At 27.6% G+C, this 23,437-nt stretch carries 24 protein-coding genes; 7 read left to right on the top strand and 17 right to left on the bottom strand.

Going from position 1 to position 23,437, the window contains the following annotated elements:
* Window positions 1-225: 225 nt before the first annotated feature.
* The 4 genes from ABCP60_RS14295 to ABCP60_RS14280 all read right to left on the bottom strand — a co-directional run bounded on the left by ABCP60_RS14295 (window position 226) and on the right by ABCP60_RS14280 (window position 3,220).
* Window positions 226-663 carry a YaiI/YqxD family protein gene (locus tag ABCP60_RS14295; protein WP_195238379.1) on the bottom strand — a complete coding sequence of 146 codons (438 nt, stop codon included), beginning with the start codon at window positions 661-663 and terminating at the stop codon, window positions 226-228.
* A 155-nt stretch (window positions 664-818) separates the two neighbouring features.
* The gene (locus tag ABCP60_RS14290; RefSeq protein WP_166506144.1) at window positions 819-1,487 is read right to left on the bottom strand and encodes an ATP-binding cassette domain-containing protein; all 669 of its coding nucleotides are present in this window, start codon (window positions 1,485-1,487) and stop codon (window positions 819-821) included.
* 1 nt (window position 1,488) lies between these two features.
* Complete coding sequence (locus ABCP60_RS14285; protein WP_343101961.1) at window positions 1,489-2,244, bottom strand: ABC transporter permease subunit; 756 nt, start codon at window positions 2,242-2,244, stop codon at window positions 1,489-1,491.
* Window positions 2,219-3,220 (bottom strand): ABC transporter substrate-binding protein, encoded by a 1,002-nt coding sequence (locus ABCP60_RS14280; RefSeq protein ID WP_195928803.1) that lies wholly within the window; start codon window positions 3,218-3,220, stop codon window positions 2,219-2,221. Before ABCP60_RS14280 ends, ABCP60_RS14285 begins: the two co-directional genes overlap by 26 nt.
* A gap of 307 nt (window positions 3,221-3,527) precedes the next feature.
* Between ABCP60_RS14280 and rbr the strand changes: the two genes are divergently transcribed.
* On the top strand, window positions 3,528-4,109 hold the full coding sequence (gene rbr / locus ABCP60_RS14275; RefSeq protein WP_195928805.1) for a rubrerythrin: 582 nt from the start codon (window positions 3,528-3,530) through the stop codon (window positions 4,107-4,109).
* A gap of 167 nt (window positions 4,110-4,276) precedes the next feature.
* Here rbr and ABCP60_RS14270 read toward each other — a convergent pair whose 3' ends face one another.
* Window positions 4,277-4,618 carry a zinc ribbon domain-containing protein YjdM gene (locus ABCP60_RS14270; protein WP_166506148.1) on the bottom strand — a complete coding sequence of 114 codons (342 nt, stop codon included), beginning with the start codon at window positions 4,616-4,618 and terminating at the stop codon, window positions 4,277-4,279.
* 369 nt (window positions 4,619-4,987) lie between these two features.
* Here ABCP60_RS14270 and ABCP60_RS14265 point away from each other — a divergent pair, with 369 nt between their 5' ends.
* Complete coding sequence (locus ABCP60_RS14265; protein ID WP_343101960.1) at window positions 4,988-6,088, top strand: PQQ-dependent sugar dehydrogenase; 1,101 nt, start codon at window positions 4,988-4,990, stop codon at window positions 6,086-6,088.
* A 220-nt stretch (window positions 6,089-6,308) separates the two neighbouring features.
* Here the strand turns inward: ABCP60_RS14265 and ABCP60_RS14260 are convergent, their stop codons facing one another.
* A complete protein-coding gene (locus tag ABCP60_RS14260; RefSeq protein ID WP_195581691.1) occupies window positions 6,309-6,827 on the bottom strand; it encodes a YmaF family protein in 519 nt (172 codons plus the stop codon).
* 424 nt (window positions 6,828-7,251) lie between these two features.
* On the opposite strand from ABCP60_RS14260, the gene ABCP60_RS14255 reads away from it, so the two are divergent.
* The gene (locus tag ABCP60_RS14255; protein WP_166506151.1) at window positions 7,252-7,956 is read left to right on the top strand and encodes a DUF421 domain-containing protein; all 705 of its coding nucleotides are present in this window, start codon (window positions 7,252-7,254) and stop codon (window positions 7,954-7,956) included.
* A gap of 491 nt (window positions 7,957-8,447) precedes the next feature.
* Here ABCP60_RS14255 and ABCP60_RS14250 read toward each other — a convergent pair whose 3' ends face one another.
* On the bottom strand, window positions 8,448-8,816 hold the full coding sequence (locus tag ABCP60_RS14250) for a phage holin family protein (RefSeq protein WP_166506152.1): 369 nt from the start codon (window positions 8,814-8,816) through the stop codon (window positions 8,448-8,450).
* A gap of 702 nt (window positions 8,817-9,518) precedes the next feature.
* On the opposite strand from ABCP60_RS14250, the gene ABCP60_RS14245 reads away from it, so the two are divergent.
* Window positions 9,519-10,106 (top strand): cupin domain-containing protein, encoded by a 588-nt coding sequence (locus tag ABCP60_RS14245; RefSeq protein WP_202819464.1) that lies wholly within the window; start codon window positions 9,519-9,521, stop codon window positions 10,104-10,106.
* 274 nt (window positions 10,107-10,380) lie between these two features.
* On the opposite strand, the gene ABCP60_RS14240 is transcribed toward ABCP60_RS14245, so the two are convergent.
* Window positions 10,381-11,016, bottom strand: coding sequence for a flavodoxin family protein (locus tag ABCP60_RS14240; protein WP_092921625.1), 636 nt, complete (start codon window positions 11,014-11,016; stop codon window positions 10,381-10,383).
* A 232-nt stretch (window positions 11,017-11,248) separates the two neighbouring features.
* Between ABCP60_RS14240 and ABCP60_RS14235 the strand changes: the two genes are divergently transcribed.
* The 3 genes from ABCP60_RS14235 (at window position 11,249) to ABCP60_RS14225 (ending at window position 14,985) form a co-directional block, all read left to right on the top strand.
* Window positions 11,249-11,590, top strand: a complete 342-nt coding sequence (locus ABCP60_RS14235; RefSeq protein WP_195928811.1) for a helix-turn-helix domain-containing protein — start codon at window positions 11,249-11,251, stop codon at window positions 11,588-11,590.
* A 617-nt stretch (window positions 11,591-12,207) separates the two neighbouring features.
* The gene (locus tag ABCP60_RS14230) at window positions 12,208-13,338 is read left to right on the top strand and encodes a zinc-dependent alcohol dehydrogenase (RefSeq protein ID WP_166506155.1); all 1,131 of its coding nucleotides are present in this window, start codon (window positions 12,208-12,210) and stop codon (window positions 13,336-13,338) included.
* Between the two features lie 267 nt (window positions 13,339-13,605).
* Complete coding sequence (locus ABCP60_RS14225) at window positions 13,606-14,985, top strand: GntP family permease (RefSeq protein WP_092921639.1); 1,380 nt, start codon at window positions 13,606-13,608, stop codon at window positions 14,983-14,985.
* Window positions 14,986-15,237: 252 nt separating this feature from the next.
* On the opposite strand, the gene ABCP60_RS14220 is transcribed toward ABCP60_RS14225, so the two are convergent.
* From ABCP60_RS14220 to ABCP60_RS14180, 9 genes are all read right to left on the bottom strand, one after another.
* Window positions 15,238-16,197 carry a hypothetical protein gene (locus tag ABCP60_RS14220; RefSeq protein ID WP_343101959.1) on the bottom strand — a complete coding sequence of 320 codons (960 nt, stop codon included), beginning with the start codon at window positions 16,195-16,197 and terminating at the stop codon, window positions 15,238-15,240.
* 90 nt (window positions 16,198-16,287) lie between these two features.
* The gene (locus ABCP60_RS14215) at window positions 16,288-16,470 is read right to left on the bottom strand and encodes a hypothetical protein (protein ID WP_343101958.1); all 183 of its coding nucleotides are present in this window, start codon (window positions 16,468-16,470) and stop codon (window positions 16,288-16,290) included.
* A gap of 300 nt (window positions 16,471-16,770) precedes the next feature.
* Window positions 16,771-17,394, bottom strand: a complete 624-nt coding sequence (locus ABCP60_RS14210; protein ID WP_343101957.1) for a hypothetical protein — start codon at window positions 17,392-17,394, stop codon at window positions 16,771-16,773.
* A 166-nt stretch (window positions 17,395-17,560) separates the two neighbouring features.
* On the bottom strand, window positions 17,561-18,166 hold the full coding sequence (locus tag ABCP60_RS14205) for a hypothetical protein (RefSeq protein WP_343101956.1): 606 nt from the start codon (window positions 18,164-18,166) through the stop codon (window positions 17,561-17,563).
* A gap of 34 nt (window positions 18,167-18,200) precedes the next feature.
* Window positions 18,201-19,847, bottom strand: coding sequence for a recombinase family protein (locus ABCP60_RS14200; RefSeq protein WP_343101955.1), 1,647 nt, complete (start codon window positions 19,845-19,847; stop codon window positions 18,201-18,203).
* Window positions 19,848-20,028: 181 nt separating this feature from the next.
* Window positions 20,029-20,331, bottom strand: a complete 303-nt coding sequence (locus ABCP60_RS14195; protein WP_343101954.1) for a hypothetical protein — start codon at window positions 20,329-20,331, stop codon at window positions 20,029-20,031.
* An 88-nt stretch (window positions 20,332-20,419) separates the two neighbouring features.
* Window positions 20,420-22,063 carry a DUF927 domain-containing protein gene (locus ABCP60_RS14190; RefSeq protein ID WP_343101953.1) on the bottom strand — a complete coding sequence of 548 codons (1,644 nt, stop codon included), beginning with the start codon at window positions 22,061-22,063 and terminating at the stop codon, window positions 20,420-20,422.
* Between the two features lie 18 nt (window positions 22,064-22,081).
* Window positions 22,082-22,567 carry a hypothetical protein gene (locus ABCP60_RS14185; RefSeq protein ID WP_343101952.1) on the bottom strand — a complete coding sequence of 162 codons (486 nt, stop codon included), beginning with the start codon at window positions 22,565-22,567 and terminating at the stop codon, window positions 22,082-22,084.
* 161 nt (window positions 22,568-22,728) lie between these two features.
* Window positions 22,729-23,437: hypothetical protein (locus ABCP60_RS14180; RefSeq protein WP_343101951.1), on the bottom strand; the 709-nt coding region annotated here is incomplete at its 5' end.

Here is a 23,437-nt window from a genome sequence, read left to right as displayed (position 1 = left end):
TCTTTATCTTATATAACAGATTTGTAAGAATTTAAATTTATTGTAAAAGTTTTGCCTGACAATATATATTATTCTACAAAAAAAAATAGATATTTAAAATCTATCCCTTTTTATTTTTAATAAACTTCTTAATACTATTGCTTTATATTACTAATAATGTTAAATATTCATACTATTTGTTAATAATATAAATTTTAAAGATAACGGATTTATAGTTAACAATCTTTATAATAATTCCTTACATAATTCTTGTAAATACTTTTCAAATCTTATATTATCTTCTTTCTTCCTTTTTGATGGACCCTTTACTCGAGCACCTGAGCTTCTTAGTTTTTTTGATATATGTCTTGTAAATAGTAATTGGTCTATATTTTCATTTGTATATACTCTTCCATTTTGATTTATTGGGTATCCTCCCTTTGAAAGTGCCATTGCAGCTAAACCGTAATCTTGAGTTACTATTATATCACCCTTATTTACTTTATTAACCAAAGAAAAATCTACGGAATCTCTTCCTTTTGATAAGACTATAGTTTCTACATTATACTTATCAAAGTTATGTGATGTATCACACATTATTAATACTTCTATATTAAATTTTTTAGCTACTTTTATTGTTATATCTACAACTGGGCATCCATCACCATCTATTAATATTTTCATAACTGTCCTCTTCTCTTTTATATCTAATACTACCCTATAGTATTTTACTCCATAACATTTATTATTTACAAAAAAATATGAACTAATTTTTAAATTAGTTCATATTTAAGCTAAAATATTTGTATGTACATCATAAATACTAAAAAAATTATTAATTATATTAAATTTATTATCTGTTTTTTATCTTCTATCTGATTTGAGTTAAATGTTGCTTTTATAATTAATGGATCCCCTCCTAGTATATATATTTTCCCCGTAAAATATAAGGCTTCATCTATATCATGTGTTACAAATAAAACTGTTCTAGTTTCTTCTCTCAAAACATTTTTGAAAGCCTTCATAATGTCATTTTTATTTTTTATATCTATCGATTTAAAAGGTTCATCCATTATTATAAGTTTTGATGGTTTAGCAAATGCTCTAGCGATATTTACCCTTTGTCTGATTCCACCGCTTAAACTTTGAGGATAATAGTTTTCAAAATCCTGTACTCCCACCAAGTTTAAGTATTTTTTGCAAATTTTGTCTAACTCACCTTTTTTATAGTCATTTTTTAATATTAACTTCAGATTTTCCTTTACTGTTAACCATTCTACAAGCCTATCCTCTTGAAATATGTAACTTATACTATTTGTATTTATACCTTCTATTTTTCCGCTATCTTTTTCTACTATATTGCTAATTATTTTTAGTAATGTAGTTTTTCCGCATCCTGATTTCCCTAATATAGTATTTACTCTATTTTCCTTAAATATAATATTAAAGTCTTTAAATATAACCTTATCATCATATTTCTTATATAAATTTTTTATCTTTATATCCATACTACACTCTCCATTTAAAGGACTTTTTAGTTATAAACTTATTAAGTATATCTAAAGCAAATGAAATCATTGCTATGATTATTATCCATGCAAATATAGCTTCTGTATTAAAATTCATTTTTTCATATTGAATTACTGTTCCTATTCCATACTTTGGTTGCCCGTGAACCTCTCCTGCTATAACCACTTTAAAAACCAATGAAAATGTAGACACTAATAAATTAGTAACTTGAAACTTTATTAATGGAAAGTAGATATATTTAAGTTTGTCTATTTTTTTTACCTTATAGATGTTTGTCATCTCTATTATGTTTTTATCAACTCCTAAAATAGAACTTAATACACCTTCATATAATATGGGGAAAACTATAAATATCCCAACTATAAAAGGTGCGTTGTCCTTATCAAACCATATAAGAGCCAATACTACTAAAACCATAGTTGGGATAGATGTTGATAAAGCATTTACGGGTTTTAGTATGTTTCTAAATAAACTACTTCCTGAAGAAACTATACCTAAAAATATTGAACTTATCAAAGCTAATAAAAAACTTACTATTGTCCTGTAAGCAGAGCTAAGCACATTTATAAAAAAATCTTCACTTTTAAATATAATTAGAATATTAGCTAGAACCACTTCTACTGTAGGTAAATATATCGGATTATCTATAAGTGTCGCTAATATTTCCCAAATTATAATTAATAATATACAAGATGCAAGTATCTGTAATCTATCTTTCCATAAAAATTCCTTCATCTGGTATATTTCCTCCTAGTGACTTTGGATTTGAGTCGAATAGCTTTTTATAATAGTTTTTGTATATATCCTTGCTATCTTCTATAGGTACGAATTTAAGATTTGCTCTTTCAATAGATTTTACAATTATAGGTTTCTCTGTTGAAACTTCTATTTCTTCACAGTATGTAGCAAGTTCTGATGGGTTATCATTTGCCCATTCTATCCCTTCTTTAACATTATCTAAAAATTTATTTGTAAAATCTTTATTTTCTTCTAAAAAACTATTCTTAACTATAATAGTTGCTTGAGGATATCCATATTCTGAATCTGCTATTTCTTTATATTCATCATTTAAGCCTTTAAATATTTTCACATTTTCTTTTTTAGTCATGAGGGCACTAAGAGCTGGTTCTGGTACTATTGCTGTATTTTCTTTACCAGACACTATCATTGGTACTAATTCACTTGGTGAATTTACATAGCTAAAATTAACATCACCTTCAGTATTTAATCCCTTTTCAGATATTATATATTGTGCTGTTATGTCTGGTGTTAAACCCTTACCTATGTTCATAATATTTTTTCCTTTTAAGTCTTCATAATTATTTATATCTTCTGTTGAAACTATGTAAGATGAACCAAACCCTGTTGTTCCTGCTATTTGGTAATTCTTTGTTTTGTTATAAACTATAGATGCCATATTAGATGGTACTATAGCTATATCTGGTTCTTCTTTCATAACTGTTGTTGAAAGGGTTTCTGATGTCTTTTCTATCGTATATTCAATTTCATAATTTGACTTTATTTCTGGTTTCTCTTTTATTAATTTAGCTATTGCTATTGTTGGTAATCCATCTGGAGATACCACTTTTACAACCTTCTTAAATGTTTCGTCTTTAATACTTTCTGATTTTTCTTTATCAATAGATGAACAACCTGACAATACCCCCATTGCAATTATTCCTGTTGATAAAATACTTATAAACTTTCTCATATCTAATCCCCCTTTTTTATAAATTCCCTATAACACTTATTTGTTCAAATAAATTCTGTCAACTTTATCAAATATTTAATTTTTCTATCCTTTATATTTTCTATATTTATAATTAATTTACCTTTTATCATATTCTTTAGCTTATTAATTATTCATCAAGTAATATAGCAACTATTCATTTTTATTCTATTATTCTTAAAATTACGAAAATATAAGATTTCTAATTATTTTGTTTAGATTAATTTTAAGTTGGTATTTATATTAAAGTATTTAAAATATAATTTATACTTAGGGAGATGAATTAAAGATGAAATCTTTAAAAGGAACTAAAACAGCACAAAATTTAATGAATGCATTTGCAGGAGAATCAATGGCTAAGAACAAATACCAATTCTATGCTAAAATAGCTAGAAAAGAAGGATTTGCTCAAATTGGAGATATATTTGATGAAACTGCTCAAAACGAAGAAATGCATGGAAAAATATTCTTTAGATACTTATTAAATGATTTCACTAAAGAGGATGTTCAAGTAACAGGTTCTTATGGGGTAGGTATGTCTAGTACTTTAGAAAACTTAAAAACAGCAGCAGCTGGTGAAAATGAAGAAGATACTCTTTACCTAAAATTCGCTGCAGATGCTAGAGAAGAAGGATTTGAAGAAATAGCTGCTTCTTTCACTCATATTCACACAATAGAAGCTCATCATAGAGATAGATTCTTAAGATTAGCTAAAAACATAGAAGAAAACAAAGTTTTCGAAAAACCTGAAGTTAAAGAATGGATATGTACAGTATGCGGATATGTTCATTCAGGAACAGAAGCTCCACAAGTTTGTCCAGCTTGCAAGCATCCACAAGGATATTATGAAATAAAAGCTGAGAACTTCTAAGGCTAAGTATATGAGGAGGGTTAAACACATATCATTTATCAATAATGTGTATTTAACCTTTTTTATATCTCATAAATGTTTACTTTTATACTACTTTATATCATTTATTCTAACGCAAAAAAAGACTAGGTATTTTACCTAGCTTTTTTGTGTTTAGAACCTATATACTATGCTTTTTTAACAACACTAGACTTTAATTTCATAGCTCCAAAACCATCTATTTTACACTCTATATCGTGTCCATCAGCTGCATCTGGAACTAAACGTATACTCTTTACCTTTGTTCCTATTTTTATAGAAGATGAACTTCCCTTAACTTTAAGGTCTTTAACTACTGTTACAGCATCTCCATCTTTTAATACGTTTCCATTTACGTCTTTTATTACAACTTCTTCTTCAACTGAATCAGTTGGATTCCATTCATATGCACACTCTGGGCAAACTAAAAGATTTCCATCTTCATATACATACTCTGAATTACATTTTGGGCAATTTGGTAAAGTTTCCATAATATTATTTCCTCCGTTCAATATAGTTAATTTTTTTGCTCATAGGCTATATAATATCATAGTCTTCTCATATTGACAAATCTTCATACCGACTAGGCTCAAAGTTAGTATTTATCCTTGCTAATATAATTATGTTTTGATCACTTAATACTGTCTATTTTAATATTTTCTGATAAGTATCAAATGATTAATACTTTAAATCTCAAACTAATATAATTAAACATAGAATTACTTAACTAATAGAAATAATTTTACTAATACAACTTAGCTTCACTAAGTATTCTATTATAATTTCTATTTATTAGAATTGTAATTTTCACATTAAAATAACAATGTGATTTTTAGATAAATAATTTGGAGGATATCAATATGAAAAATAAGATTTTTAGTGTTTTATATAATACAATATTTCGTAATCATAATAAAAACAATATAAAAATAAAGTCAATAGCATCAAGACAAATTCCTTATGAAATTGAAGTTATCGCTGAAAATTTATATGTACCTTGGGCTATAGATATAAGCAATGAAGGTAACATATATTTTACAGAAAGATCTGGTGCTGTTAGAATTATTGAAAATGGGAAACTTAATCCACAGCCACTCATCACATTTAGTTCTCCCTTTGTAAGTCAAGGAGAAGGAGGATTAATGGGTATTGCCCTAGATCCAAACTTTTCAAATAACCATTATATTTATGTTATGCATTCATATCTAGAAGCTAATCAAATCTATAATCGTATAGTTAGGTTAGTTGAAAACAATAATATAGCATCCATTGACCAGATTATACTGGATAAAATCCCTGGAGGAAGTATCCATAATGGAGGAAGAATAAAGATAGGACCAGACCAAAAATTATATATAACAACAGGAGATGCCGGAAATCCTGCATTAGCACAAGACCCTACAAGCACCGCTGGAAAGATACTTCGAATAGAATTAGACGGAAGTATTCCTAAAGATAATCCAATTATTAACTCTCCTATTTATAGCTTAGGTCATAGAAACCCTCAAGGCTTAGCATGGAATTCAAAAAATGTATTGTATGCATCAGAGCATGGGCAATCAGCGCACGACGAAATAAACATAATACAACCAGGAGCCAATTATGGGTGGCCTATCGTTCAAGGAGATGAAGAATCTACAGAAGTTATAACACAAAAACCTTTGATACATAGCGGTGAAGTTACATGGGCTCCATCTGGTATGACCTTCGTAAATCAAGGACCATGGGAAGGAGAATTACTCGTTGCTACTTTACGTGGACAACAGTTGCTTGGTGTTTCGCTAAATAGAAAGGGAACAGTAGTTAAGAATGTAGAATCATGGCTAAAAAATGAATATGGACGTTTGCGTGAAGTTGTCCAAGGAAAAGATGGTTCAATTTACCTTGCAACAAGTAATAAAGACGGTAGAGGGAATCCTGATATAAATGATGATAGAATTTTCCGCCTCACTCCAAAATAAAAACACAATTTCTAAATATACTTTCTTATGGCATAATCAAATTATTTTCTAAATAATTAAAGTAATTAAAATATAGGAGCTTACCTTTGATTTATGAAAAATATAGAATATATGTAAAGAGGTCTATAAAATATATTTTATAGACCCTATTAAACTTAATTCTCTTTTTTATGCAATTATATTTTTAATCACAGTAAATTTTTATCTATTTTTATAGAATTTATACTAAAGGTGCTTGAATTTGGGTAGTGAAAAGGAACATATGAAAATGGCCATCAACAACAGTAGTTTGTCCAGATACTAAATGAACATGTTTATTAGTTCCTGGTATTGGAATTGCTGGACCAGTTGTAACGCGTATTTGATGGAAATGATCTAAAAAGTCTGTATTGTCATTTCTGATTCTATGAACATGGTTTGTCCCACCATTTATTGGAATAGCTTCTCCTGTAACACCAGCAACTCTATGATTATGTCTGTCATCGCCTTCTTCAGCTAATTTAACACTTTCTGAGTATTCATGAACATGCGTCTGCATTTCGTCTTCTTCATGACAATTACAGCAATTACATTTATGCCAATTCATATGTTTACATTCATCTTCATTATGACATTTACAGCAATTATCTCTATGACAATTCATATGTCTACATTCATCTTCATTATGATATCTCATACATTTAAAGCTGTTACCTCTATTATCATTATCTCTTCTACATCTATTATTTTGAAAACTCATTCTTTCTCTCTCCTATTATATTATATTAAAAGACTCTTATAAGAAATCTCTTGATATAATATATATGAGCATTTGTCAATTTCGTTCCTATTTCTCGTTAATTTTACATAATTCTCTCCTTTACACACCACTGTAATTTTTCGTTTTTTAGTAAACAATTTTCCCTTCACTCTTGATACTTCTTACTTTTTTAGATTCCATTAATATGTATTAATAGTTAGATTATTATTAATCATAATACTCAAGTTAAAATAAAAGATTCTATTCAAAAAATATTATCCTCTTATATATTGAAACATCATCATTCCACTTTATTTCGTTAGAAAAATGCTTTGCGAATTAGTCTATATACTCTAATTTTTTTATAAGTTATTGGTTAAAATAACATAAGTATTAAATATTTTAGGCAAAGGAGATATTTTATATGAACTTTTTAAATGGTCAAGAAACACTTAGCACCATTGACTGGATACTTCGTGCTATTATTGCTTTTTTCTTTTTGCTAGCAATTGCAAAGTTATTAGGGCATCGTTCCATTTCTCAATTAAGACTAATTGATTTTGCTATTACTTTAGTAATCGGTAATATTATTGCTCATCCATTGTCTGATGAAAAGCTTGGACTAGAAGGCTCCATCATTACAACACTTGTATTAGTTGTTCTATATATTTTGGGAGTATTCATAGTTCTTAAATTTCCGTACCTTGGAAAAATTATTAATAATCCACCAATCACGCTTATTCAAAATGGTGAAATCCTTTATAACGGGCTAAAAAAAGCACGAATATCAATCGATATATTATTAGAAGAATTACGTGAAAAAAAGGTAGAAGATCTGAAGAAAGTAGCATTAGCAACATTAGAGCCTAATGGTAAAATTTCTATTTTTTTACATCCAGAATATGAGCCCATTACACCTTCACATTTGTCTATTAAAGTGGAACCTTTTGGTTTTCCAAGAACAATTATTAAAGATGGTAAAATTAACTTTGAACAGCTAAAAATGCTTAATAAAGATGAGAACTGGGTTGTTTCCAAATTAGAAAGTTTATATCAAGTCGATGTAAAAAATGTTTTACTTGCCACACTTGATAATAAAGATAATTTAAATGTTTTTTTATATAAATAATCCATTGAGGCATAAACATATCCATATACACAGATTAGTTTAAGCCTCTTTTATTCTAAGAATATCATTTATCTATAATGCTGTTATCAGAAACTTACTCTACGGATCTTATTTTTATTTAGTTTGTTATTTATCTCACTTACATACCTTTTTAAACCAATGAAAAATATCACCTTCTATATTTGTATTTATCTGTCTCTTAGCAACATAACTACGTATTAAATGCCTTATCTAACTACTTCAAAATATCTATAATTGCTCTTTCATCCAATTGAACTAAATTCAAAATTAATATATTAATTTTGAATTTTATCCTTAAAAATCTAATAGAATTTTTTTATTTACTAAGTTGACAAAATCCTATATTTTTTAATATTTATTATATATAAAAAACCGTATCACTTCGTTGTGATACGGGTTTTTGTAATAACCTTAAATAAAACTATTGGTTAAATTACTACTTTAGTATAATTTTTTAAATGTATTTTAAATTACATAGCTCTAGCAGGGAATATTGCATCTAAAACTCCAATAACTATAGCTGCAAGTATTGCGCCTATAATAGTTACACCCATATCAGGTACTAAAAATTGTGCTAAATATATTATTATAGCTGCAATTATAAACCCTTTTATTCCTTTTCCAAAAGGAGATGCGTCAACTCCCATAAGTAATTCTGCTAAATAATCTAATCCAGATATAACAACTGCAGCTATTAAAAATGACCATATTCCATTGATTGAAAATCCTGGAGTTACAAATGATGTTATCATTAGAATAACTGCGACTAATATAAATCTTCCTATCCATCTTAATAAACTATTATTATTTCCTTTTTTTTCATTATTATCATGTGCCATATAAGCCACTCCTTTAATAAAATTTTATAATTACTTTTTGTTATTAAATCTCTACAAATAAATCTTCAGTATTTATTAAATAGTTCATTTTTAATAATAAATATTTATTATTTTTACATTATAGTTATATATTTACCATTGTGTTAAATATTATTCCTTATAATATTGAAAAACCTTACAATTATAATTTTATTATTATCTAAAATCCTAATAATCCCTATTTTTAATTTTTGTAAGCTAGGTTCGAGTTTAATAGTTAAAGGAGTATATAACAATGAAAAAATTTAAAAAAATTCATTTTTATCATTATTTGTATTAATGCTTATTTTAATTAATTTGATTATCATAAAAACTTTTTATTAATACTCTAATATCTAATAAAATATTACAATACTAAAAAGCCTTCTACTATCAACTATTTTGCTATATAGAAGTATAACTTACCATATATAAATAACACTACCCTATGAATTAATAATATAATTATTATTATACTAAATTCCACTATATCTTACTTCTAATGCACTTCTCTGTACTTTACTCTACGAAACAAATTTTTCTTTATTTTCTCATTTATATTGTCACCTTTAAATTCATTAACTTCAATACAACTAAATGAAAATACAACATTCTTGTGGGATAAGCACCTTCTCTAAACATATATCATAAAATATTATAAAGTCTATGAAAGGAATGAGAAATATGTTTAATGTTTGTGAACCATATACCTATTCTTACTGGATTAATACACCAATGTATAATATTTATAGAGGATATACATACCCTTACTGGGTTAATGCTCCAATGTATCCATACCCCTTCTGGACTAACACACCAATATATAACTCATACTTTAAGAGACAAACTACTAAATTGAAGGATTATGGAGCAGAGCCATTTACAGTTAATATTGATGAAGCTACTAAGCAAAACAATACTTTTCGTACCGCTTTATGGACAGGAAACAATCTGCAAGTTACCTTAATGAGCATCGATGTTGGGGATGACATAGGTTTGGAAGTCCACCCAACAGGTGACCAATTCATACGTATTGAAGAAGGTCAAGGTCTTGTTAAAATGGGTGAGAATAAAGATAAATTGGACTTTGAAAGAGAAGTTCATGATGATTATGCCATCATGATACCTGCTGGTAAATGGCACAATGTAATCAATACGGGTGATAAACCACTTAAATTGTATGCTATCTATGCCCCACCTGAGCATCCACATGGTACTGTTCATAAAACTAAAGCAGATGCAGAAGCTGCTGAGCATAACTCCGAGCATTAATCAAAAGATACTGTAAAAATGGCTTTCTATGTTAAGATTAAATTCTCGTAGGAAGCTGTATTTTACAGCAAAACAAATTCTTCTATTTATACAATATAAGTATAAACTTTAATATAATTGTTTATAAAATCTAAATTCTATATTTCATTCAGAATATAAAGCATAACTATTCACTATAATTTATATACTTTTATTTAAGTAATCTAATGACTTCCCGTTTTTCATTAATAAATACCAAAAGACCGTATCAATTATTTGATACGATCTTTTTTATCTATCTTATAAAGTTTGTAAATATCTTATCTTCTTTTTCATTTTCTTTAACTTGAGATTTTCCAGCTTCAAGTACTTTCATCATCCAAGCCATATTTTTCCCAAGTACTCTCATTATTTGCATCCCTTCTTCATCTTGAGTCACTTCTCCAGGAGTAGTTCCATAAGCTACATTCCAATAATTAGATGTAGGCATTATCATTTCTGAATAATTAATATAGTTATTTAATTGGTCAAATACAGGTATTCCTCCTGATCTTCTTACTGCTACTACACTTGCTCCTATTTTATGTCTAAACATTCCTCCATTTGAAGAAGCTACATAAAAAGCACGATCTAAGAATGATTTCATAGTTCCTGCTATTGCTGAATAATGAACTGGAGATCCTAAAATTATTCCATCAGCTTCTTTCATTTTTTGAACCCATTCATTTACTCCATCAGTTTCTATGACACATCTTTCATTCTGATTTCTTGAACATCCCCCACAAGCTAGACATCCACGTACTAATTTATTTCCTACATGAACAATTTCTACTTCTATCCCTTCTTTTTCTAATTCCGCTGCTACAGTTTTTATAGCATTATAAGTATTTCCGTTCTTATTAGGACTTCCATTGAAAGCAACTACTTTCATAACTTTACCTCCAAACATTGATTTTGCCTATGTGATTATTATATTTGTCATCTAGAAGCCTTACAAGTACGCACTTTTTAGTAAGATTACTTACCTATAGGTAAGATTTTTGAAATAAATATATTTTGAAATAAATAAATTTTTATAAAACTAAAAATAATATATAATATATTCATAAGTAATTTATTATAGTATTACTTTATTAAGAATAATTAGCAGGTAGGTAAAATTAATGGTTTATTATAATGGCAAAGAATTTGTATGTTTATTAGACTTCGCAATGGAATTTATTAAAGGTAAATGGAAATCTATTTTATTATGTAATTTATATAGAGGACCTAAAAGATTTTTAGAACTTCAAAAATCCATTGGAAGTTTAAGTCAAAAAGTTTTAAACGAAAAACTTAAAGAGCTTGAGAATGATGGTTTAATAGAAAAAATAGTATATGCTGAAGTGCCACCTAAGGTAGAATATTTCTTAACTGATAAAGGAAAAGAGCTTTATGAAATTATATCCCCTCTTGAAAATTGGTCTAATAAATACTACCCTAACTTAGATAAGATTCATAAATAAATATTATATAAAAGCAACTATATATTACTTTTATATAATATTTATTTTTTGTTTTATAAGATACAATATCTAATATATATCTAGAAAATAATATACAAATAAAAACCGTATCACTTACTTGGGATACGGTTCTCCGTTACACTTCTAAAAGAGATAATTTTTAGGTTAAATATTTTCAAATCAAGTATTTTCTACAATTATCTTCTCTACTAATTTTACCTCTGATCTAAAACCCAACTTCTTAAGATGTATTACTAGTTCATTCCCATCTATTACCCTATAATGAGACTTTCTAGTAACTTCTACATTGCCAATTATTTTTGAAATTTGTAACGTCTTATATTTATTTTACATAATATTTTCACCTCAATCCAACTATATCTTAACCTATATAATAAGTATGGTGTTGTAATGGATAGTTAGACTTAACATCACTTATGATACTGTTATTTTTACATTATAGTTATATATTTATTAATATATTAAGTATTATATTTTATTCTTAGTATATCTCAAGCAAAATACAATATTTCAGTATCAACCTAAAGAATATTTTGCCTTAATATAGCTAAAACTACATTATACGTAAATTTTGCTATATCAAGGAGGGCATATTATTGAAAGCTATTGTATATGAAGGAATTAAAAATGTAAATGTACGTGATGTAGCCGATCCCAAACTAGAAAAAAGTGATGATATTATTATTAAAGTTACATCTACTGCTATATGCGGTTCAGATCTTCATTTAATTCATGGAATGATTCCAAATCTTAAAAAAAATTCAATCTTAGGTCACGAAACAATGGGAATAGTTGAAGAAGTAGGTAAAGATGTTACTAAATTAAAAAAAGGTGATAGAGTTGTTGTTCCTTTTCCTATATCTTGTGGACATTGTTTCTATTGTGAACATGAGTTATATAGTCAATGTGATAACTCTAATGAATATGGCTCATGTGGTGGTATATTTGGTTATAGTGATACTTTTGGTGGATATGATGGAGGGCAAGCAGAATATTTAAGGGTTCCATATGCTAATGTAGGTCCTATAAAAATTCCTGAAGAATTATCAGATGATCAGGTACTTTTCCTTACGGATGTTTTGCCAACTTCTTACTGGGGTGTTGATAATGCAGGTGTTAAAAAAGGTGATACAGTTGTTGTACTTGGTTGTGGACCTATAGGTCTTTCTGTTATCAAATGGCTTATATTAAAAAATGTAGGAAGAATTATTGCAGTGGATAGAGTTTCATACAGACTTAAGCATGCCGCCTCCTACAAAGGTATTGAGACAGTTAACTTTGAAGATCATGATGATACAGGTGAGTACATAAAAGAAATTACTCATGGTGGTGCGGATGTTATTATAGACTGTGTAGGAATGGATGGTGTAATGTCAAACTTTGAAAAAATTGAAACTCTCCTAAAACTTCAAGGAGGTTCAAAGTCAGCAATTGAAGTTTCATCTAGAGCTGTTAGAAAAGGGGGAACTGTTATGATGGTTGGTGTTTATGGTGCAAGATATAATCTGTTCCCATTAGGTGATTTCTTTTCTAGAAATATCACATTAAAGATGGGTCAATGCCCTGCTCAAGCTTATATGCCTAAAATTTTAGATATAATCAAAAAAGGTGAATATAATCCTACTGATATTATTACTCATAAGTTGTCATTATCTGAAGGTAAACATGCCTATGATATATTTGATAGTAAATTAGATAACTGTATAAAGGTAGTCTTAAAACCATAATTATAAAAACCGTATCACTTACTTGTGATACGGTTCTCCGTTACACCACCAAAGGATGTCGCTTTTTATTCTATTATATTAGTATATTTTTTAATTTCTCTATATCTGTATATGGAAAGAAACTCAAGAATAGATGAAATCACAAATATAATATTTTTTATCATAAGTTGTCTAGTAAGAGCAACTTACCTTGTTTTTAATTTAATCATTTTGGGTATCATAAGATAAGCTACTTTAAAATTTTAAATTGAAAGAGGACATTTTAATATGATAAGCATAATCGGATTAATTTTATCATTATCTTTGATAATATTCTTAGCCTACAAAGGGTATTCAACTATTATTACAGCTCCCTTAGTTGCCTTACTTACAGTATTTTTAATAGGTGGAGATACTAATACACAGTTAATGGTTCATTATACTGAAGTATATATGGGTGGGTTTGCAAATTTCGTAAAGAACTACTTCCCTATTTTCTTAACAGGTGCAATCTTTGCTAAATTAATGGAAGAAGCTCTTTATGCTAAATCCATAGCAAATTTCATTACTAAAAATTTAGGTAAAAATAAAACTATATTAGCAGTAGTACTTGCTGGTGCACTTCTTACATATGGAGGGGTTTCTTTATTTACAGTTGCCTTCGTATTATATCCTATTGCCAATGTTTTATTTAAGGAATCTGATATTCCAAAGAGATTAATTCCAGGAACTATTGCTCTAGGGTCATTTACCTTTACAATGACAGCTCTTCCAGGTACTCCTGAAATACAAAATGTTATTCCTATGAGGTACTTTGGTACAGATACTTTTGCTGCACCCCTTATAGGAATTATAGCTAGTGTATTAATGCTATTACTTGGTATGGCTTGGCTTACATATCGCGTTAGAAAAGCACATGAGAATCTAGAAGGATATGGAAATCATTATATTGAGGATAACTCTAATGAAGATAAGAATATTCCAAGTATATTTTTAGCAGTAACACCTATATTAATTATATTTTTAAGTAATTTATTCTTTTCAAAAATATTTTACCAATTAATCGATGGCTCTTATTTGAGTAAATATAACTTATCATTAGATAATGTGTCTGGCACATGGAGTGTAATTATCTCTATAGTTATATCCACATTATTTATAATAATAACTAACTTTAGGAAAATTTCTAACTTAAATAAAGTTCTTAATGAAGGTATATCAAATTCCTTTTTACCACTGCTTAGTTCTAGTGCTATTGTTGGGTATGGGAGTGTTATAAAATCATTGCCTGTATTTATTGCTTTGCAATCAATGATATTAAATGTATCCTCTAATCCAATAATTTCAGAAGCTTTATCAGTGAACATAATTTGTGGTATTACAGCATCTGCCTCTGGAGGACTTACTATAACACTAGATGCTCTATCATCTACCTTTATAGCAATGAGTCAATCCCTTAATATTTCTCCTGAAATAATGCATAGAATAGCTGCTTTAGCTTCTGGTGGACTTGATACCTTACCCCATAATGGAGCAGTAATAACAACACTTGCTATTTGTAGCCTTACTCATAAGGATTCCTATAAAGATATTTTTATTACCTCTGTTGTTATACCTATATTAGTAACCGCATTGGTCGTTATTACTACATCTATATTATATACTTAAGAGTAATGGTATAAAAATAACCACACTTTAGAATTTTCAATATATTAAATCCTTAGGTGTGGTTATATATTTAGCATGATCTATGGAAAAATTATCCATTGTGTAAATTCACGCATTCCTTCACGTCTTTTTTCTTATGGATACTAATATTATCACTAGAATCTTTTCAGTATATCACAAGAGAGTTATACTTTACTTGTGATACGGTTCTCCGTTACACCTCCAACGGAGCGTGTTTTTACGAAAATTTATTTAGTCTTTTTCTAATTTATAGTCGATGCAATCCTTGCACATCTCAATATCATCTTCCATAAAATTTATATATTTTTCTCCACATTCTGAACACTCACTAACTTCATCATCATTATATTCTACCCCGCAGTGAGTGCATTTCCATATTTCTGAACTCTCATCGTTTATAAATGAATTTCTTCCACAATCTGGACAATTATATTGAGGATATATTCCACCATCTTTTACTGTTCTATATTCATTTATACCTAATATTTTTTCTATATATTTCGTTGCTACTTTATCACTATCATCTGTATATCCACAAAATAAACATTGTGTTTCTCCATCAGTTACTAAAGACTCTTGAAAACAACTTGGACATTGTAGAATACTCCCCTGTTTTAAGTAGAAATCGACGTCATTTTTAATTTCAATCCATCTGTGATTCACAAATTCTTCAATTTCACCTATCTTTAACCTTATTGTATCTAATAGTTCTCTCTCATTAATACTAAAGTTATCATTTTCAAAATTATTCATTATAAATTCTACTATAAGATTTAAAACTTTCATTAGATAAGCTATCAATGACTCATACGAGTCTGCAATAGCAAAGTGCTCTAATTTATTTCTTTTTTCTCTAAGTTTTTTTAATAAATTTTCTTCTTCTTCACTAAAACATACATTACATACTTCTTTTAATCTATTTTGACATTCTTTTGAATCAATACTTTTAAAATTTCCCTCTGCAAAATTTTTTTTATCTGCTTTATCAACGTTTTTAAAAACTTGTTTCCAATCAGTTAACATCAGTTTATACTTAAAAATTAACTCTATACCTGATGACATATGTAATATGCTATATTTTATATTACGTTTATTATTATCTTTTTTATCTATATGCTGAGTTGAAGATAAAATAAAATCAAGACCATTCTCTAATAATGTAAATTCAATATCATTTTTTATATTATTCACTAAAATCCCCCATTCCATTATTTTATTTACATTATATTACAAATTTCAAGCAAGTACAATTAAGCCTAGAAACATGCAAAAGGAAGGATCTTAATCTTCTTCAGATGACCCTTCCTTCACTAAATACCTTATTACATCTTCATTTATCTGTAACTCTATAGTATCTATTGCTCTTGACTTATCTATTGTTACCTTTGACACAAGTAAGTTCAACAACTGCTTTCTTTGCTGTTTTATACTACTCTCCTTGAAAACTTGTCCAAACTTCTTCATTACTTGACTTACTGACTCAAAAGGTACTGGTTCTCCTTATGCTAACATTACATCCTGCTTTAATTCTGCTGCTCTTTCTGCACCGTAGTTTTTATCCAGTATTTTTATGGTATCTTCTATTTATAGTTCCTTTACTAAATTCAATTCTTATTTTTCCAAATATTTACTATCTTTGTATTTTATTCCTTATTTGAAAACAAAACAAGCTAGATGAAGTATCTTTACCTCATCTAGCTTTATCATAGTTATAATATGCATTTAAAATTAACTTTAATGTTCTATTAATCTTATAAAAATATATTATTTAAAACCATCTATTATATCTTCAATATCTTCATCTGTCATTAAATATTGTTCATATCCTATCACAGTATGTTTAGTTTTAAAATCAACTATCTCGAATAATTTTGAAATACTATTAGGAACATCTGTATCCTCTGTTTTAGTTCCTATTTCCCTTGCAAAATATAACTCCATAAAATATAAAGCAGCTAATGAGTTAAGTAAATTTCTTAAATTTCCACTTTCATACTTTTCTAATCTATTATGTTTTACTTCATTATATCCTTTCCACCAAAATAACTCCCCTGGTTCAGACTTATTCCACTCACTAAACGGTTTTATCCTTAAATCATTTGTATGTTTAACTATTATTTCTACAGACTGAATATTCTCTATTTTATCAAAAATATTGTTACAAATATGATTAATTCTTTTAGATTTATCCGAGACATTAAATCCACAAACTTCTTTAGATATATTTTCAAACTCTGAAGTAACTGATAAAAATTGTTTTATTATTTCATCTGAGCATGTTTTATAATTAGTTTCACAAATTCTTACACATCTTGTTAATTTAATAAAATCTTCTTCAAGAATATTGTAATATCTCCAATAATTAATTAAAAACTCTTCTCTATTCATAAAACTTATCCTTTCTAATTAAATATTTTTTATAAGCATTACATATTTATCTTTATTAAAATATATTCTTTTTATTAAAATATATTCTTTTTATTAAAAACCGTGCTCCGTTACTTGTGATACGGTTCTCCGTACCTTACTCTACGGAGCGTGTGTTTGTTAATATTTATTTCTTCTCTACTACCCAAAAACAAATATCCACATCTACTCCAAATGCATTTCCTGCATACATTATAATATTTTTTACGTTATACTTATCTCTTTCAAAAGCATTTCTTACTTTATTATCCATTTTATCAATTAATACTCTATTGTTATTTATTTTTTTCATGTACCTTTTTATTGAGTTATAGTACTTTACAAAATGCTTATATTTTTCATTTGGTATATCTCTAGGGTGTGTTCCTATTATTATAGTAAACTGGTTTGTAGTGTTACTTTTTAGACCACTATTTTTATTAAAATCTCTATTTACTGAATCTATGAACTTGCCTAGTCCATCTACTGCATCAAATGTATACATAGATTTTAGCTCGATTATATCTTTTATATAATCATTTTCTAATATTGCTAAATCAATTCTAGAGTTCATTCCTTTTACACTATATTCTCTTGCTACTATTGAATCTTTTAAATCTAAATGTAGTTTATATGCTATTCTATCTCGTATTACTAATTCATTTTTGCTAGTTAATGAAAGATATGCTAACTCATTTTCTCCAAATAAGTCCCTACTTTCCTGTATTACTCTTAATAAATCTTCTATTTTCAATTTTAACTTCCCCCTATTTAACTTATACGATTTATTATATTGCTATTTTTAAATTTATACAATTCATTCCAAGCAAATGCAAAAAGGATGGGTTACCTTGGTCTTTAGGTAACCCATCCTTCATTAAATATGTTATAACATCATTATTTATTTGTATTTCTATGCTATCTATTTCTCTTTCCTCATTTATTGTTATCTTTGAAACTAGCAAATGTATTAGTTGTTTCCTTTGTTGACTTGTACTCATTCCTAAGAATACTTCTTCGAATCTTTTCATTACTTCTTTTACTATTTCAAATGGTATTGGCTCTCCATCTGCTAATTGTAAATCTTGCTTTAATTCTTGTTCTCTATATTTTAGTTTCTCTATATCACCATTTATTATTTTTACTCTTGTTGATAATTCACTTTTATCTAGTATTCCATCTTCAAATAATTCTATGTTTTTATTCTTTTTATCTGTTAACTTTTCTATCTCTTTGTTTATTTGTTCTAGTTGTTCTAATGTTGGTTTCAATTTAGTAGACTTATTCTTATTTATATTATCAATTACCCTTCTTAATATATATTCATCATTAATTAGTTCCATTATCTTATCTAGTACATATTTATCTGCTACATCTACTCTTATTGAATTTGAATTACATACTGATGTTCCTTTATTCTTCCAGTTTCCACAAGAATAATATTCATTTACCCTTCTAGTTCCATCTTTTCTTTTACTTGTAGACCTACTTATAGTCATTCCTGCTCCACATGCAGGACACTTTAATATTCCTGTTAAAGGAAACTCACTATCATAGATTTTATTATGTTTCTTACTTCTTTCTTTTAGAATTACTTGCACTTTATTCCATGTTTTCTCATCTATTATTGATTCATGTATTCCCTCTGAAAGTATTGGATTTGCATTTATATTATTTCTTCTCTTCTTGCTCCAATCTTGCCTTACGTTATATCTTATCTTCCCAATGTATACTGGGTTTTGAAGTATTTCCTTTACTGTGCTTACTGCAAATTCTCCATTTCGTTTAGTTTTATGTCCCTCTTTGTTTATTCTATTTACTACTGCTTTGTATCCATATCCTTGAGTGTATAATTCAAATATTCTTCTTACTGTATTTGCTTCTTTTTCATTTATTTCTAACCTAGTATTCTTTCTCTTCTTGCCTTCATTAGGTATCTCTACTATATCATATCCTAGAACTACTCCTCCATTCCATCTTCCTTCTCTGGCTCTTGCTAATAACCCCATCTTTACATTTTCAGATATTGTAGCTCTTTCGAACTCTCCAACAGCTCCCATTATACTTAAATTTAGTCTTCCTGTACTTGTCTCTGTTTCAAAACTCTCTGTCAAAGATCGAAATGCAATTCTATGCTTATCTAACAATTCTACTATATTTAATAAATCTAGTAATTTTCTACTTATCCTATTCAATTTCCACACTACTACTAAATCAAATTTATTTTTAGTAGCATCTTCTAATAGTTGTTTCATTCCAGGTCTATTAGTTATATTTTTACCACTTATACCTCTATCCTCATATATTTGGTACACTTGATGACCATTTTTTTCACAGTATTCTTGTATCTTTATTTTTTGTTCATCTATACTATATCCTTCTTCTGCTTGTTCTATTGTTGATACTCTGCAATATATCCCTACTCTTTTACTCATTTTCTTCTACTCCGTTATTTTCTTTAGTTTTTAATATGTGCTTTTGTATTATGTTACTTAGTATATTTATTATTTCATCTGATTTTATTTTTTCCATTGATAATGTATCCATATCTACTCTCCTAATATTCAATTAAAATATAAGAAATCGGAATTTACCGATTTCCCGTTATTTTTGATATTATTGTATACTTGTCAAATTATCTATTATTCTATATAGATATTTTACAGTTTCTTCTGGTTTCCATTTTTCTACTATTAAGTTTACTTCTTTCATATTTATAAGATTAACAGTACCTGCAATTAGTTGTAATCTTTCTATATATTTATAAAATTCTTTTTCATATAAAATGCTTTCTTCTGATAAATCATCATATATGTTATTTTCAAATTCATTGTTTATATCGCTTTCAAATTCAAAATCATCATCTGCTCTATTATCTCCAAACATTAAATCTGAATAAATTAACTTATCTATACTCATTTTTATTTCCTCCAAATTATTTTATTTTTATAGTGAAAACGTGAATTTTTTATTCAATCATTTTAATAATATAATCTTGTAATTTTATTTAACTCACTTTATTCTTCTTATTACCTGTAGGTATTTTTATTACTATTAATGGTATCTTTATTCCAGCTTGTGTTTTTCTCTTTCTCGTGTACCTATCTTTTTCACACTCTAAATACCCCGATTTTTTTAGTTCTTTTAAAACTACTTTATCGTCTTCAAATCCACCCTCTTTAACTATTTCTTTAAACTTTTCTGGTAGTATTTCAAATTCTAAATACTTATCTTTTATCTTGATATTTCCCATATAATCTCTTACATTATCTATTTTTTTATCTTTAGAGAATCTAACTTTATTACTAGAAACATACTCCTTAAAATATTTAATAAATGATTTATCAAAATTTCTTTGCTTTATAGACTCTCTTTCAGCATCTATTATCAGTCGTAATATTTTATTTTTATCTATTGTTATAGTCATCATCTTTTCAAATAATTGCATTGTAAGAATTATTATTGATATCTTATTTATCCTCCTATCAATAAAATTATCTTTAATGTTATTTTTTTCAAATATAGATTTAAGTTTCAATTTAATTTTATAATATTCTTCATATATATGATCCTTACCTAAATCCATTAGGTACTCTGCAAATTCAAATCCTAGATGTCCATAGTTATCTAATATTACCGAATTTATTCTTTCTGAATGTTCTGAACTTTTAGTCCACATTATACTCTCAAATTCTAATACCCTTACATGGATACCTGCATTTTTATTAGCAGAACCAACTAATGATTTTTCTCCATTTGACATTATAGTCGTTAGCCATGGTTCTTTTTTTACTTGTTCTGAGTTTTTGTTTAACCTTGCCTTATCCACTCCATTTGAAATCTTATAAATCATATCTGTAAAATTCTTTGTCTTAGACATTGAAATTTCATCAAATGCAAAAGGAACACCCTTTATACCTTCAAGTTGTTTTATCAATGCATTTTCAGTTGCATTGTATGTTGAGAATAATCCACTCTTTTTTACATCTGGGTATCCAAATAGTGATATCGCTAGTTTAAGTGCTGTTGATTTACCTGTCGTTGAATTTCCATAAAGGTGCACAATTTGTGTATCTAATGACAATTCCTCTCCTACATATCCTAAAACTACTGCTGATAACCCTATTGATAATATTAGTTCTAGTTGAGGATATCCTAAGATGTCCTCCCTTATCATTTTTATATATGTTTCACGACTGCCTTTAGGCTTTATCTCTTTATCTCCTTCATAAGTTGAATCAATTCCTATGCATTTATATAGCTTGTATATTTCTGTATCTTCATATTTTCCAAACCCTAAAGTTTTATGAATATTTATTCGTTGTGCTCTCTCTTCCTCATTTCTAAAATGCTGGGATAATGAATTAACATTATCCCTCATCACATCTAATCCTATATTTTGTTTTGCAATCAAATTTGTAGGATTTAGATATTCACTTCTATCCATAGTAGTTTCTTTTTTTACTCCATTGTCAAAATAGTAAAGTAAAGACTCTTTGATATTAGACTCTATATCTGTTTTTATATAAGATAAACCCATTTTTTGAGTGGTTATTCTTCGTTCTTCTCCTTCAGATTTAAAATATATTCCATCACTCTTAGGGTATACACTAGGATATGGTATGTTGTTTACTTTATTTTGTTTATTCATTACTTTCTCCTCTCTTAATTAGAAATTTAATAAATCCTCTTCATCATCTTCTTCATATATATCATCATCATCAAAATCGTCATCACCAAAATCAAAATCGTCAATCTCATGTTCTTCTTCGTCAAATATCTCTTTTTCTAAATCATATGATTCTTCTTCCCTTCCATTCTCTTCTACTTCTTCAAACTCATCAATAGATCTTATGTCAGATATATTGTAAAAATCGCCTTTTCCTTTTTTTACATCTACTACTATTTCCTTACCAATGAATTCTCTAGTTTCAAATTCTTCTCTATCATCATCTTGACATATTATATTTATTATCTTTTCAATCAAATAGCTATCTTCAGCCACCCAAAACTCTCGCTTTGCTCTGTCATTCTTTTTCTTTACAGTTATTTTGAAAAATTTCTTGCCATTCTTACTAAGAGTTTCTTCTATTTTTTCTATTACAACCCCATGTGTACCTACAAATATACTTTTTCTTCTTCTAAAAACTGCCATATCTTTTACATCTCCTTTTAAATATAATTTTGTTTTATAAGTGTTTATTTGGCTTTCTTTACTTATATTTTAAAACCTACAAATATCAAAAACCCGTACAAAAAAGCACCTATTTTTGTCCATAAAAAAATAGCCGTATGTTATCGGCTACTTTTCATTCTTTATCTTAACTTATCTCTCAAATTAATATATGATATATTCTTTAAATCTCTATACATACTTAAGTCTACATCTTCTATATACTTACCTTTGCAATCTATTTCAATATATACATCATCATCATACTCATATTCTTCAATGGAATCTCCAATATTAATTTTTATAGTTTTTACTTTATCTTCTTTCAAATCTCTTTTTTCTTTTGATAAATTCATTAAATCTTTAAATATCTGTCTATTTAACTCATCTGTACTCGCTAAAATCCTATCTCTATACAAATAGGTATAATTTATTGATTTTTCTTTATCGTATTGAAATAGTTCTATAATATTATTAAATATATTGTCATATTGATTTCGTATCGCAATTATAGACTTCATTAGTTTATATATGTTATTAAATTCTGTGTTTTCTTCTACGTATTTTTTATCTATATTTGCATTATCTAATGCTTCTACTATTAAATAATAATCCTTTATATCTATTTCAATATCTTTACATTCTCTTTTATTCTTTACATTTATAAGAGCACCTCTTAATTCTTTATTTTGATAAACAAATTCTACCATTTGCCTTATAAAATCATATTCCTCCTTTATGTTGTAAAAATCTACCATCGATAAAGAGTCTCTTAGTAGTTCTCTTATTCGCTTTATTTCTTGATAATTTGCCTCGAAAAATAAACTTTCATCATTATCACCAGTTATATAC

This window comes from Romboutsia sp. MSSM.1001216sp_RTP31141st1_G3_RTP31141_220114 (genome assembly GCF_039031195.1).
Taxonomy (GTDB): Bacteria; Bacillota; Clostridia; order Peptostreptococcales; family Peptostreptococcaceae; genus Romboutsia_C; species Romboutsia_C hominis.
The sequence above is the reverse complement of the archived record's forward strand: the minus strand, read 5'-3'. Positions and strand labels throughout refer to the sequence as shown.